12 protein-coding genes are annotated in these 12,702 nt (G+C 74.6%); all 12 read left to right on the top strand.

The genetic code is table 11. The annotated features are described in order from the left end of the window. Positions 1–7 precede the first annotated feature (7 nt). The 12 genes from hppD to BUE44_RS17210 are packed head-to-tail and all read left to right on the top strand — an operon-like array spanning position 8 to position 12,627. Positions 8–1,096, top strand: a complete 1,089-nt coding sequence (hppD, locus tag BUE44_RS17265) for a 4-hydroxyphenylpyruvate dioxygenase (protein WP_073499277.1) — start codon at positions 8–10, stop codon at positions 1,094–1,096. Beyond that, on the top strand, positions 1,096–2,016 hold the full coding sequence (locus BUE44_RS17260) for a phytanoyl-CoA dioxygenase family protein (RefSeq protein WP_073499275.1): 921 nt from the start codon (positions 1,096–1,098) through the stop codon (positions 2,014–2,016). The genes hppD and BUE44_RS17260 overlap by 1 nt, the downstream gene beginning before the upstream one ends. Then, positions 2,001–2,975: a thiamine pyrophosphate-dependent dehydrogenase E1 component subunit alpha gene (locus BUE44_RS17255; RefSeq protein WP_200804447.1), complete on the top strand. Its 975-nt coding sequence runs from the start codon at positions 2,001–2,003 to the stop codon at positions 2,973–2,975. The genes BUE44_RS17260 and BUE44_RS17255 overlap by 16 nt, the downstream gene beginning before the upstream one ends. Continuing rightward, positions 2,975–3,943 (top strand): alpha-ketoacid dehydrogenase subunit beta, encoded by a 969-nt coding sequence (locus BUE44_RS17250; RefSeq protein ID WP_073499273.1) that lies wholly within the window; start codon positions 2,975–2,977, stop codon positions 3,941–3,943. The genes BUE44_RS17255 and BUE44_RS17250 overlap by 1 nt, the downstream gene beginning before the upstream one ends. Before the next feature lie 31 nt (positions 3,944–3,974). Then, on the top strand, positions 3,975–5,603 hold the full coding sequence (locus BUE44_RS17245; RefSeq protein ID WP_073499271.1) for a class I adenylate-forming enzyme family protein: 1,629 nt from the start codon (positions 3,975–3,977) through the stop codon (positions 5,601–5,603). 1 nt (position 5,604) lies between these two features. Continuing rightward, the gene (locus BUE44_RS17240; RefSeq protein WP_073499269.1) at positions 5,605–7,080 is read left to right on the top strand and encodes a condensation domain-containing protein; all 1,476 of its coding nucleotides are present in this window, start codon (positions 5,605–5,607) and stop codon (positions 7,078–7,080) included. Further along, positions 7,077–8,006 carry a 3-oxoacyl-[acyl-carrier-protein] synthase III C-terminal domain-containing protein gene (locus BUE44_RS17235; RefSeq protein ID WP_073499267.1) on the top strand — a complete coding sequence of 310 codons (930 nt, stop codon included), beginning with the start codon at positions 7,077–7,079 and terminating at the stop codon, positions 8,004–8,006. The genes BUE44_RS17240 and BUE44_RS17235 overlap by 4 nt, the downstream gene beginning before the upstream one ends. A gap of 47 nt (positions 8,007–8,053) precedes the next feature. Then, positions 8,054–8,356, top strand: a complete 303-nt coding sequence (locus BUE44_RS17230) for a phosphopantetheine-binding protein (RefSeq protein ID WP_073499264.1) — start codon at positions 8,054–8,056, stop codon at positions 8,354–8,356. After that, positions 8,356–9,303: a hypothetical protein gene (locus BUE44_RS17225; RefSeq protein WP_073499262.1), complete on the top strand. Its 948-nt coding sequence runs from the start codon at positions 8,356–8,358 to the stop codon at positions 9,301–9,303. The genes BUE44_RS17230 and BUE44_RS17225 overlap by 1 nt, the downstream gene beginning before the upstream one ends. Beyond that, the gene (locus tag BUE44_RS17220) at positions 9,303–10,427 is read left to right on the top strand and encodes an alpha-hydroxy acid oxidase (RefSeq protein WP_073499260.1); all 1,125 of its coding nucleotides are present in this window, start codon (positions 9,303–9,305) and stop codon (positions 10,425–10,427) included. The genes BUE44_RS17225 and BUE44_RS17220 overlap by 1 nt, the downstream gene beginning before the upstream one ends. Beyond that, entirely contained in the window at positions 10,424–11,722 is a 1,299-nt protein-coding gene (locus BUE44_RS17215; protein ID WP_073499258.1) for an aminotransferase-like domain-containing protein, read from the top strand. The genes BUE44_RS17220 and BUE44_RS17215 overlap by 4 nt, the downstream gene beginning before the upstream one ends. Then, complete coding sequence (locus BUE44_RS17210) at positions 11,719–12,627, top strand: 4'-phosphopantetheinyl transferase family protein (protein WP_073499256.1); 909 nt, start codon at positions 11,719–11,721, stop codon at positions 12,625–12,627. Before BUE44_RS17215 ends, BUE44_RS17210 begins: the two co-directional genes overlap by 4 nt. Positions 12,628–12,702 lie beyond the last annotated feature (75 nt).

The raw sequence follows: 12,702 nt of genomic DNA, 5'->3' as shown, positions 1-12,702 counted from the left end.
AGCGGAAATGGACTACCTCGGCATCGATCATGTCGAGTTCTACGTGGGTGACGCGCGCCAGGCGGCGTTCGTCCTGTGCTCCGCCTTCGGCTTCCGCCTCCAAGGGCAGGGCGGTCCCGAGACCGGCCTGCCCGGCCAGCGCAGCCTGCTGCTGGGCCAGGGCGACTGCCGGGTGCTGCTGACCTCGGGCCTGCTGCCCGACCACCCCGCGGTGGACTACGTCTCCCGGCACGGCGACGGGGTGGCCGTGGTCGCCTTCGGCACCCGCGACGCCGGGTCCGCCTTCGCCGCGGCCGTCGCGGGCGGCGCGACCGCGATCGACGCACCGCGGACGTACGAGGGCAAGGACGCGTCCGTGCGGATCGCCACCGTCTCCGGCTTCGGCGACGTCATGCACCGGCTGGTCGAACGGCACGGCGCGGAAGGGGACTTCCTGCCCGGCGCCATCGAGATGCTGGACGGACCGCCGCCGCCCGGGACGGACCTGCTGCGGACCATCGACCACGCCGCGGTCTGCCTGGAGGCCGGCACCCTGGACGCCACCACCCGCTTCTACCAGCAGGCCTTCGGCTTCGACCTGATCTTCGAGGAGTACATCGAGGTCGGCGGCCAGGGGATGTTCTCGCAGGTGGTGCAGAGCCCCGGCGGCGGCGCCACGCTCACCCTGATCCAGCCCGACCTGAGCCGCTCTCCCGGCCAGATCGACGACTTCCTGGCCTGGCACGCCGGCCCCGGCGTGCAGCACCTCGCGCTGAGCAGCAACGACATCGTCGCCGCCGTCGACGCCCTCGGCGAGCGGGGCGTCGGCTTCGCGCCCACCCCTGACAGCTACTACCGCTCGCTCGACGGCCGGCTCGGGGCCGTCGACCTGCCGGTGGAGCGGCTGCGGCCGCGCGGCATCCTGGTCGACCGCGACCACTGGGGCCAGATGTACCAGATATTCGCCAAGTCCCTGCACGTGCGGCGGACCTTCTTCTGGGAGCTGATCGAGCGGCACGGCGCCCGGACGTTCGGCACCAGCAACATCCCGGCGCTCTACGAGGCCAAGGAGCGGGAACTGGCCGCCGTCCGCGAGACCACCCAGGCAGGCCTGTGATGACGACGACCGACGAGGCGAACACCTTCGTCCTCAGCCCCGCCGAGGCCGCGCTGCTGCCGGACGACGACGACGTCGCCTTCTACGCCCGGCACGGCTGGTACCTGACCGGGAAGCTGCTGGCCGACGAGGAGGTGGACGAGCTGGCCGCGGCGAGCGAGTGCTACTACGCCGGCGAGCGCAGCCGTACGCTGCCGGTCCGCCCGCCGCGGCTGGCGGCCTGGCAGCCCTCCGACGGACCCGTGCAGCGCCACAACGACTACGTGCACGTCGAGAGCGACCCGATCGCCCGCATCCTGCGCAAGCCGCTGATCGGCGCGGTCGCCGCCCGGCTGGCCGGGGCGGCGGAGATCCGGATCTTCCAGTCGACGCTGATACTCAAGCCGGCCGTCGACGGCGAGCCCAGCAACATCGTGCCCTGGCACTTCGACAAGCACTACTGGTCGACGTCCACCTCCGAGCGCATGCTCACCGCCTTCATCCCCTTCCACGACTGCGGCGAGGACATGGGCACCCTCACCGTGGTCGACGGCAGCCACCAGTGGAAGGAGACCGGCCGGGACGACTCGATGACCCGGCACTTCGCCGAGCGCGACAAGGACGACCTGGAGCGGGTGCTCGCCGAGAACGCCGCCTACAACGGGGCCGTGATCCGCAAGGTGCCGCTGGTCATCCCCAAGGGCCACATGAGCTTCCACCACTGCCTGACCTACCACGGCAGCGGCCCCAACCGCAGCGACCGGCCGCGCCGCGCCGTCTCCCTGCACCTCCAGGACGGCGACAACGCCTACCGCCGCTTCCCGCTCAGCGACGGCAGCACGGCCGCGTACAACCACGACGTCCTGGTCCGGCGGCTGCCGGACGGTCGACCCGACTACGCCGACCCCGCCTACTGCCCGGTGCTGTGGCGCACGCCGTGACCGCCGCCGACCTCTACCGTACGGTCGCGCTAATCCGCGGCTTCGAGCAGCGGGCCGTCGAGCTGGTGCGTACCGGCGTGATCCGCGGCGGTATCCACCCCTGCACCGGCCAGGAGGCCGTCGCCGCCGGTACGTGCGCCGCGCTGCGCCCCGACGACGTCATCACCAGCACCCATCGCGGCCACGGCCACGTGCTGGCCAAGGGGGCCGACCCGGCCAGGATGATGGCCGAGCTGGCCGGCCGCACCACCGGGCTCAACCAGGGCCGGGGCGGCTCGATGCACGCCGCCGACTTCGGCGCGGGCGTCCTGGGGGCCGACGCGATCGTCGGCGCGGCCGTGCCGATCGCGGCGGGCGCCGCCTGGGCGATGCGGCGCAAGGGCTCCGACCGGGTCGCGCTCGCCTACTTCGGCGACGGCGCCGTCAGCCAGGGCGTGGTGCTCGAGACCTTCAACCTGGCCGCGCTGTGGCGCGTCCCGGTCGTCCTGGTCTGCGAGAACAACGGCTTCGCCACCTCCATGCGCCCCGCCGACACCATGGCGGGCACGGTCCTCGGCCGCGCGGCGGCCTTCGGCATCCCGGCGAGCACCGTGGACGGCATGGACCCGCAGGCGGTGCTCGACGCGACCGCCGAGGCCACCGCCCGTGCCAGGTCGGGCGGCGGCCCCACGCTGCTGGAATGTGTCACCTACCGCTTCGACGCCCACCACACCTGGGAGCACACCGCCCGCCCCCGCTACCGCACCGACGACGAGGTCGCGGCGGGCCGGGCCCGCGACCCGCTGGAGATCCAGGGCGCCCGCATCCCCGCGGCCACCCGCGCCGCGATCGACACGCAGACGGCGGCGCTGCTGGACGAGGCGGTGCGTTTCGCGCTCGCCGGCCCGCACCCCGACCCGGCCGGCGCACTGGACCACCTGTACGCCACCGGGCTGCGGCCCAGGGCGGGGGCGCTGTAATGCCCAACCTCTCCTACCTCAAGGCGCTGAACCGCGCCATCGGCGACGAGATGGAACGTGACCAGGACGTCTGCGTCCTCGGCGAGGACATCGGGGTCGCGGTCACCTACGCCACCGCCGGGCTGCTCCGCCGCTTCGGCCGGGACAGGGTGCTGGACACGCCCATCTCCGAGCAGGCGTTCACGAGTTTCGCGACCGGTGCGGCGATGGCCGGGATGCGGCCGCTGATCGAGTTCCAGATCCCCGCGCTGCTCTTCCTGGTCTTCGAGCAGATCGCCAACCAGGCGCACAAGTTCTCGCTGATGACCGGGGGCCAGACGAAGGTGCCGGTGACGTACCTGCTGCCCGGGTCCGGCTCCCGGGACAGCTGGGCGGGCCAGCACTCCGACCACCCGTACAGCCTGTTCGCGCACGTCGGCGTCAAGACGGTGGTGCCGGCGACGGCGTCGGACGCCTACGGGCTGCTGGTGACGGCGATCAGGGACGACGACCCGGTCGTCGTCTTCGCCCCGTCCGGCGCGCTGGCCTCCCGCGAGAACGTCGACTTCGACACGCTCGCCCCGGTGCCGCTCGGCTCCGGCCGCGTCCACCGCTCCGGCACCGACGTGACGGTGGTGGCGGTGGGCCACCTCGTGCACGACGCGCTGGCGGTGGCGGACGACCTGGCAGGCACGGTGTCGGTGGAGGTCTTCGACCCGCGCTCGCTGTACCCCTTCGACTGGCAGGGGCTCGCCGCGTCGCTGGAGCGCACCGGCCGGCTGGTGGTGGTGGACGACTCCAACCGCTCCTGCGGCATCGGGGCGGAGATCGTCGCGACGGCGGCGGAGGAGATGCGCCTCACCGCGCCGCCGCGCCGGGTCACCCGGCCCGACGGCGCGGTGCTCCCCTTCGCCCGCGAGCTGGACCTGGCCTGCCAGCCGACCCGCGCCCAGGTGCGGGCGGCGGTGGAGAAGGCGGTTGGGGTCTGACCATGACAAGGCGATACGAAGGAGGAACGCTGTGACCGGCAGCAACATCCGGGCCAGACTGGCCGCCGACCCCGAACTGGGCGCGGGCAACGTCCTGCCCAAGCTGTTCGAGCACGGGGCCGACCCGGACGGCCCTGGGGCCGCCTTCGACACCCCGGTCGACGGGTATCCCGCCTGGCAGCAGCTCAGCCTCGGGCAGCTGCGCGAGCGGGTGGCGGCCAGGGCCGCCTGGTGGCACGCGCACGGCATCGGCCCGCGCGACCCCGTCGCGATCCACGTCTCCGACGCGGCGGACTGCCTGCTGAACTTCCTGGCGCTGGCCTGGCTCGGCGCGATCCCCGCGCTCATGAACACCTACCTGCCCGGCGACATCGCCGCCGAGTACATCCGGCGGCTGCGCGGTGTCGCCCTGGTCACCGACCCCGAGCACCGCGACCGGCTGGCCGGCCTCGACCTCGGCCTCGCCCTGCACGCCGACGCGGCGGCGGTCGGCACCGCGGACCCGGCGGCGGCGCCGGCGCCCTACCGCCACCACCCCGACGACCCGATCGCCATCACCCACTCCTCGGGCACCACCCGGATGCCCGCCGCGGTCGTGCACTCCAACGCCAGCCTCTTCGCGGCCACCCGGCTCTTCCGGCTCACCGCGCCCCGCGCCCGCGGCGCCGAGCGGATACTCAGCGCGCTGCCCGCCGCCCACGCCGCCGGCATCTCGGCGCTGAACATGGCGCTGTGCCTGCGCAGCGACCTGCTCCTGCTGTCCACGCAGAACGACGGTCCCGCGGTGGTGCGGGCCATCGAACGCTGGCGGCCGAGCGGCGTCCTCGGATTCGCCGCCACCTGGGCCCAGTTGGCGCGGCAGGACCTGACCGCGCACGACCTGGACTCGGTGTCGCTGTGGTTCAACACCGGCGACTGCGCCCACGAGCCGCACATCCGCCGACTGGTCGCGGCCGGTTCGCGCGAGACCGTCACCCGCGAGGGCGTCCGCCGCACCCCCGGCTCCAGCTTCGTGGACGGCCTCGGCTCCACCGAGATGGGCCACTCCGCCTTCCACATCACCCACACCACGGCGACCTCGCGCTACGGCCGCTGCGTCGGCGTACCCCACGGCTTCGCCGACGTCGCGCTGCTCGACACCGCCACCGGCGAGCAGGTGCCGGTCGGCGAGGTCGGCCAACTCGGCCTGAAAGCACCGACGCTGGCACCCGGCTACTGGAACGACTCGGCGGCCACCTACCGCAACCGGCTAAGGGGCTACTACCTCACCGGCGACCTGATGTACCGCGACGAGGAGGGCTACTACTTCCACGTCGACCGGGCCGTCGACGCCGTCGACCTCGGCGGCGGCGAGTGGCTCTACACGGCCATGTCCGAGGAGCGCATCCTCGCCCGCTGCCCCGACGTGCACGACTGCACGGTGGTCTCCGCGGAGGTCGGCGGCCGGGTCGTCACCGACGTCCTGCTCGCCCTGCACGCCGACGCCGACCCCGGCCCGGACCGTACGCCGGCGGTCCGCGCCGCGCTGACGGACGCGGCCGCCGCGACCCTGCGCCGGGTCGTGCTCATCTCCGAGGCCGACCTGATCACCGGGCCGACCGGCAAGGTCCGCAAGTTCCTGATGCGGCAGCGGCATCGTGCCGAGACGGCAGGGGTGTGACATGGCAGAACCGGACGACAAGCAGGCCTTCGCGCCCACCGTCACCGAGCGGGTGACCGTCGACTTCGCCGGGGAGGGCGAGGGCGAGGACGAGATGTCCTGGGGGATGTGGGAGATCTGGTACGCCATGGGCCGCCAGCGCAGCGCCCTGCCGATCGGCGGCCGGGCCCCCCTCGAACCGGGCACGACCGTCGCCGACCTGGCCGAGGAACTGCGGTACCTGATGAGCCGCTTCCAGTCCATGCGCACCCGGCTGCGCTTCGACGCCGACGGCCGCCCCACCCAACGGCTCTTCGCATCGGGCCGGACGACCCTCGACGTCTACGACGCCGCCCCGGACGCCGACCCCGACGAGGTCGCCGCAGCGGTCGAACAGCGCTACCGGGACCGGGAGTTCGACTTCGCCGACGAGTGGCCGGTCAGGATGGGCGCGGTACGGCAGCACGGCCGGCCCACCCACCTGGTCACCGTCATGCACCACCTGGTCACCGACGCCATGGGCGGCGCGGTCATGCTGCGCGAGGTCAAGGCGCGCGAGACCGCGCCGGTGGCCGGCATGCAGCCGCTCGAACAGGCCAGGTGGCAGCAGTCCCCGGCCGGGCAGCGGCACAGCGACCGGACGCTCCGGCACTGGGAGGGCGTCCTGCGGGCCGTCCCCGCCCGCCAGTTGCCCGGCCCCACCGACCCGCGCACCCCGCGCCACTGGGGCGCCGAATTCCGCTCGCCCGCGCTGGATGCGGCCCTGCCGTCGATCGCCGCCCGCACCGGCGCGAACTACTCCGCCGTCCTGGTCGCCCTCTTCGCCCTCGGGCTCCACCGGGCCACCGGGATCAGCCCGGCCGTGGTCAGGCCCGTCGTGAGCAACCGCTTCCGGCCCGGCCTGTCCGACGTGGTGTGCATGCTCGCCCAGGCGGGCGTCTGCGTCCTCGACGTCGAGGGCGCCACGGCCGACGAGGTGGTCGAACAGTCCCGCCGCGCCGGCATGTCGGTCTACAAGCACGCCTACTTCCACCCGGGCCTGCTGGACGAGCTGACCGCCCGGATCTCCCGCGAGCGCGGCGAGGACGTCACCGTCGGCACCTACTTCAACGACCGCAGGGCCCAGGTCGCGATGGGGGACGTCACCGTGCCGGCCCCGGAGGAACTGGCCGCGACACTGCGCGCGGCCCGCGGAACGGGCACCTTCCGCTGGTTCGTCCAGCAGGACACCCAGATCGAGCGCTTCTTCGTCCACGTCGACGACACTCCGGAGGGCGTGGGCTTCGAGATCCGCATCGACACGCACTACATCTCCCCGGCCGACACGGAGGCACTCGCGTGGGCGATGGAGGCGGCGGCCATCGAGCTGGCACTCGGCCCGCAGACGGCGGAGTCCGCGCCGCCACCCGGATCCGAGGCCGCACGTGCCGACGCCGCGCGTAGCGACGCGGCACGTACCGACGCCGCGCGTGGCGGTGCGGCTGAGGTGGGGCGGTGACCGCGGTGGTGGCGGTGGCGGCGTACCTGCCGGAGGGGCGGGTGCGGATCGAGGAGGTGGCCGGGCGGCTCGGGCTGAGCGGGATGCAGGCCAAGATATTCCGGCGCTACCACAAGCTCGGGGAGGTCGCCCTCGACCCGCACGGCGGGCTGGCCGATCTGCTGCGGGGCGCGCTGCGCCGGCTCGACGGGCTGCGCGGCCAGGAGCACCGGGTGCGGTACGTCCTGCACGCCAGGACCTTTCCCACCGTCGTGCCCTATCCGCACGATCCGGTGGGGGAGTTGTGCGAGGAGTTCGGGCTCGGCCACGCCGCCGTCTTCGCGGTCGGCCACCACGCCTGCGCGTCCGGCCTGCTCGCCGTCGACGCGGCGGGACGGCTGCTGGCCGCCGACGACGACCGCGACGGGCTCGCCCTCGTACTCACCGGCGAGAAGGCCTTCACCGGTGAGGCCCAACTCGTCCCCGAGACCTCCTTCTTCGGCGAGGGCGCCGCCGCCTGCCTGGTCTCCGCCGCCGGCGAGCGGGACCGGATGCTCGCGTACGCCACCGATCCGCGCGGGGAGTTCGACACCGACGACCAGGAAACGGCCCTGGAATTCCAGCGGGTGTACGCCGACACGCTCGCCGCCGCGATCACGGCCGCGGTCGGCCGGGCGGGGCTGGCGATGGACGAGGTCGGCGTGATCCTGCCGCACAACGTCAACCGCGTGGCCTGGCACCAGGTGTGCCGGACGCTCGGCTACCCGCGCGAGCGGGTCGTGCTCGACAACGTGGCCACCACCGGCCACGTCTTCTGCGCGGACGGCTTCATCAACTACCTCACCGCGCGGGACCGCGGGCTGCTGCGGCAGGGCGAGCCGTACGTGATGGCGGCCGCCGGCGCCGGGAGCGGCGCCACCTTCTCGGCCATGGTCTTCGCGCACTGACATCCGGGCCGGACCACCGCCACCACCCACCACCGAAGGGACCACCGATGACGGAGCAGGACACCGCCCCGAGCGCCGCCGCCGCCGACCCGGCGCTGCGCGACCGCCTGGTCGACAGCATCCGCGAACTCCTCCCGCACGTGCTCAAGCGGGAGGTCGCCGAGGTGACGGCGGACACCGAGCTGATGGACGCGCTCGGGCTGAGTTCGACCACGGGCCTCGAACTCGTTCTCGAACTGGAGGAGCGCCTCGAACTGGAGATCAGCGTCGAGGAACTGGGCCGCGACGACTTCGGCACGGTCGGCTCGCTCGCCGACTACGTCGCGGGAAACCTGCTCACGGAAGCGTGATGATGCGCACCTTCGTCCCCTACGGCGCCGCCGCCGACGAGGTCCCCGCAGGCTGGGGCGTCCGCCGAGCGGTCCGGCTTGACTTCCCCGGCCCCGCCGCCCTGGCCGCCGACCCCGTCCACACCGAGCGGCTGCGCGTCTACCTCACCGACCTGCTCCGCCCTTACGGACTCGCCCTGGACGCGGCCGCCTTGGCCGGCGCCGGCCACGCGTACGGCGAGATGGCGGAGGTGCTCATCGAACGGGCCGTGCCGACGGGCGAGTCCGTCGACCTGCTCGTCCTCGCCTACTCCGTCCCCGACATCGCACCCGGCCGCGCCACGACCACCCGCCTGAGCCACGTATGCCCCGGCACGCCGATGGCCTTCGCGGTCACCGACCAGGGCGCGGCCGCCCCCTTCACCGCGCTGCGCCTGATCCGCGCCTACGCCGGCCGGCTGCCCCGCGCCCTGCTGCTGGTCGTGGAGCAGCCCTCGCTGCCGTACGACTCCGGCATCCCGGTCGACCTGCCCGCCACGTCCTCGGGCGTGGCCCTCCTCCTCGGCCCCCCGACGCCGGGCACGCCCACGACCCCGCTGGGACGGGTGACCACCGGCCCGGCTTCCGCGGCGCAGGCGCGTACCGCCCTCGCCAAGTTCGCCGGGCCGGCCACCGGCGCGGACCCCCTGGCCGAACCCGCCGCCCCGGCGGCCGTGATCCTCGGCTCGGCCCTCGCCGCCCAGGCCCCGCCACTCCCCGGCGCCCCCCGGGTCCGTACCGCCGCCCCCGGCCGCCCCACCACCGGCGTGTGGTGGGAGCTGGCCGCTGAACTGTCCGCCCCGCCCGCGGAGCCCGCCCCGCTGATCGTGGCCGACCACGACCCGCTCTCGGGCACCTTGTCGGTGGCCGCCTTCGCCGCGGCCACCGAAGAAGCGCTCGCCGCGGCGGCGGCCCCCGGGAGGGCGTGATGACCGCACCCGAGCGGCACGTCCGCCCGCCGCAGGCGCCCGCGCGGGTCGAGGACTACCGGCGCACCGCGCGGCGACGGCTCGACCGTCCGGTCTGGGACTTCATCGACGGCGGCGCCGAGAGCGAGCGGACCGTCGGGGCGAACCGGCGCGCCTTCGGGCGGGTGACGCTGCGGCCGCGCGTGCTGGTCGACGTGTCGCGGTGCGACACCGGGACGGAGCTGCTCGGGGCGCGGCTGGACACGCCGATCGGGGTCGCGCCGACCGCCTACCACCGGCTCGTGCACCCGGACGGCGAGGTCGCCACCGCCCGGGGCGCCGGGGCGGCCGGGGCGCTCTTCGTGGTCAGCATCTACGCCAGCCGCACGCTGGAGGACATCGCCGCCGCGGCGGCGGGACCGCTCTGGATACAGCTCTACTGGCTGCGCCGCCGCGAACTGCTCGCCGAACTCGTCGGCAGGGCGGCCGCCGCGGGCTGCCGCGCGGTCGTCCTGACGGTGGACGCGCCCCGGTTGGGGCGGCGGCACCGCGACGCGCGCAACGGCTTCGCGCTCGGCCCCGGCATCCGTGCCGCCAACCTCGACGCGGCAGTGACGGCCGCCGCCCACCTGCCCGCCGCCGGGCGCTCCGCGCTGGCGGCGCACGCGGCCGAGGCCGTCGACCCGTCGGTGACGTGGTCCGACCTCGCCTGGCTGCGGGCGCGCAGCGACCTGCCGCTGGTGCTCAAGGGCGTCCTCACCGCCGAGGACGCCGCCGCGGCGGTACGGCACGGCGCCGACGCGATCATCGTGTCCAACCACGGCGGCCGCCAGCTCGACCGCGCGAGCGCGAGCCTGGACGCGCTGGCCGAGGTGGTGGACGCGGTCGCGGGCGCGTGCCCGGTGCTGCTGGACGGCGGGGTGCGGGGCGGCACCGACACCTTCGCTGCCCTCGCGCTGGGGGCGAGCGCGGTGCTGCTGGGCCGGCCCGTGCTGTGGGGGCTCGCGGCCGACGGCGCCGCCGGGGTCGCGGGCGTCCTCGACCTGGCCACCGAGGAGTTGGCCCACACCATGGCGCTGGCCGGACGGCCGGACCTGGCGTCGATCGACAGATCAGCGGTCACGCTGAGGGCGGAGGCACGATGACGGTGGAGCTGCGACGCGACGACCTGCACGCCTCCGTCTGTGATCCGGAATCCGCGTCGATGAACTTCCTCAACGAGGTCGCCGCCCGCTTCCCCGACGCTATCTCGCTCGCCGCGGGCCGTCCCTACGACGGCTTCCACAGCACCGACGAGCTGCCCCGGTACCTCGCGACCTACCTCGCCCACCTGGCGGCGCTCGGCCTCACCCACGAGCAGCGGGAGCGCCAACTCCTGCAGTACGGCAGGACCAACGGCTACCTGGGCGCGCTCATCGCCCGCATGCTCGTCGTGGACGAGGACATCTCGGTGCCCGAGCGGGCGGTCATGGTCACCAGCGGCTGCCAGGAGGCCATGGTCATCGCGCTGCGCGGCCTGTGCGCGCGGCCGCAGGACGTGGTGCTGGCCGTCGAGCCGTGCTACGTCGGGCTCACCGGGGCGGCCCGGCTGCTCGGCGTCGAGGTCGTGCCGGTCCCGGAGTCCGCGGACGGGCTCGACCCGGAGACGGTGCCGGCCGTGGTGGCCGCGGTACGGGCCGCCGGGCGGCGGCCGCGCGCGCTGTACGTGGTGCCGAGCTTCGCGAACCCGTCCGGCGCGTCCATGCCGGTGGCGGCGCGGCGCCGGCTGCTTGAGGTCGCCGCGGAGACCGGGCTGCTGATCCTGGAGGACGACCCGTACGGCCTCTTCGGCCTGGACGACGAACCCCGGCCCACCCTCAAGGCGTTGGACACCGGCGGGCACGTGGTCTACCTCGGCTCCTTCGCCAAGTCCTGCTTCCCCGGCGCCCGGGTGGGCTTCCTGGTCGCGGACCAGACGGTGGTCGCCGCGGACGGCGGGCGGACACTGCTGGCCGAGGAACTGTCCAGCGTCAAGAGCCTGTTGACGGTCAACACCTCGCCGGTGGCGCAGGCGGTCATCGGCGGCTTCCTGGTCGAGGCCGGGTGCAGCCTGCGGGCGGCGGGCAAGGAGAAGACCGCCTTCTACCGCGGCAATCTGCGCACGCTGCTCGCCGCGCTGCAGCGCCACTTCGGCGACGACCCGCGGGTGCGCTGGAACGCCCCCGCGGGCGGCTTCTTCGCCGTGGTCGACGTGCCGCTGACGGCGGACGAGGCGATGCTGGAGACCTCCGGCCGCGACTACGGGGTGCTGTGGACCCCGATGAGCTTCTTCTACGCTCCCGGGTCCGGCGGCGGCCGCCGCTCGATCCGGCTGTCGTGCAGCGCGCTGCCGCCGGACCGCGTCGAGGAGGGCGTCCGCAGGCTGGCGGAGCTGGTCAGGGACCGGGCGGTGCCGGCGTGACGGACGTCGTCGAGGTGTGGCTGGTTCCCGACCGGCGCTCGGAGCCGGCCCTCGCCGCCCTGCTCGCCGTGCTCGACGCGGACGAGCGGCGACGTGCCGAGGCGTACCGCTCGGCCGACGACCGGCGCCGCTTCGTGCTGGCGCACGGGGCCCTGCGCCATGTCGTCGCCGGGCGGCTCGGCGCGCCCCCGGACGAGATCCGCTGGGCGCGCGGCCCGCACGGCAAACCCGAGCTGGCCGGCCGCTGGCGCGGCACCGAGGTCAACCTCTCGCACTCCGGCGACGTGGCGATGGTCGCCCTCACCGACTCGCGCCGCGTCGGCGTCGACGTGCAACGCGTGCTCCCGCACCTGGACGCCGCCGCGATGGCGGCCCGCTACTTCCCCCCGGAGGAGGCCGCCGCCGTCCGCGCGACCCTCGACCCCGCGGCCCGCGCCACCCTCTTCGCCCACCTCTGGTCCCGCAAGGAGGCCCTGACCAAGGCCCACGGCGGCCGCCTCACCCAGGGCCTGCGCATCCCGGTGACGCCATCTCCTGGGCAGGCGGCCGGCTTGGGCGCCTGCGCCCCGTACGTCGACGGTCCGCGGGCGGACGGCCTGTACGTCGACGGTCCGCGCGCGGCGGCCCCGTACGCCAACGGGCTACCCGTCATCGGCCCACTCGCGGACGGTCCACGTCGGGACGCCCCGTGCGCGGCCGGTCCGGCGGCCGCCGACCGGCACGCGGCCGTACCGTCCGCGGACCGCACCCGGCCGTCCCCGCACCCCGACGACGCGTGGGCCGGGGACTACCGCATCAGCGACGTCCCCGCCCCGCCCGGCTACCGGGCGGCCGTCGCCCTGTCCGGGCGGTCGGGCTACCGGGTGACCTGCCACCGGTGGACCTGGCCGGTCCCGGCACGCTGACACCCCCGCGTACCCGAACGCGGGTCACCCGGCGTCCGGGTAGCACCGAAGGCACCGACTCCCAGGAGGTATCCG

The organism is Actinacidiphila paucisporea (assembly GCF_900142575.1).
Lineage (GTDB): Bacteria > Actinomycetota > Actinomycetes > Streptomycetales > Streptomycetaceae > Actinacidiphila > Actinacidiphila paucisporea.
The sequence above is the reverse complement of the archived record's forward strand: the minus strand, read 5'-3'. Positions and strand labels throughout refer to the sequence as shown.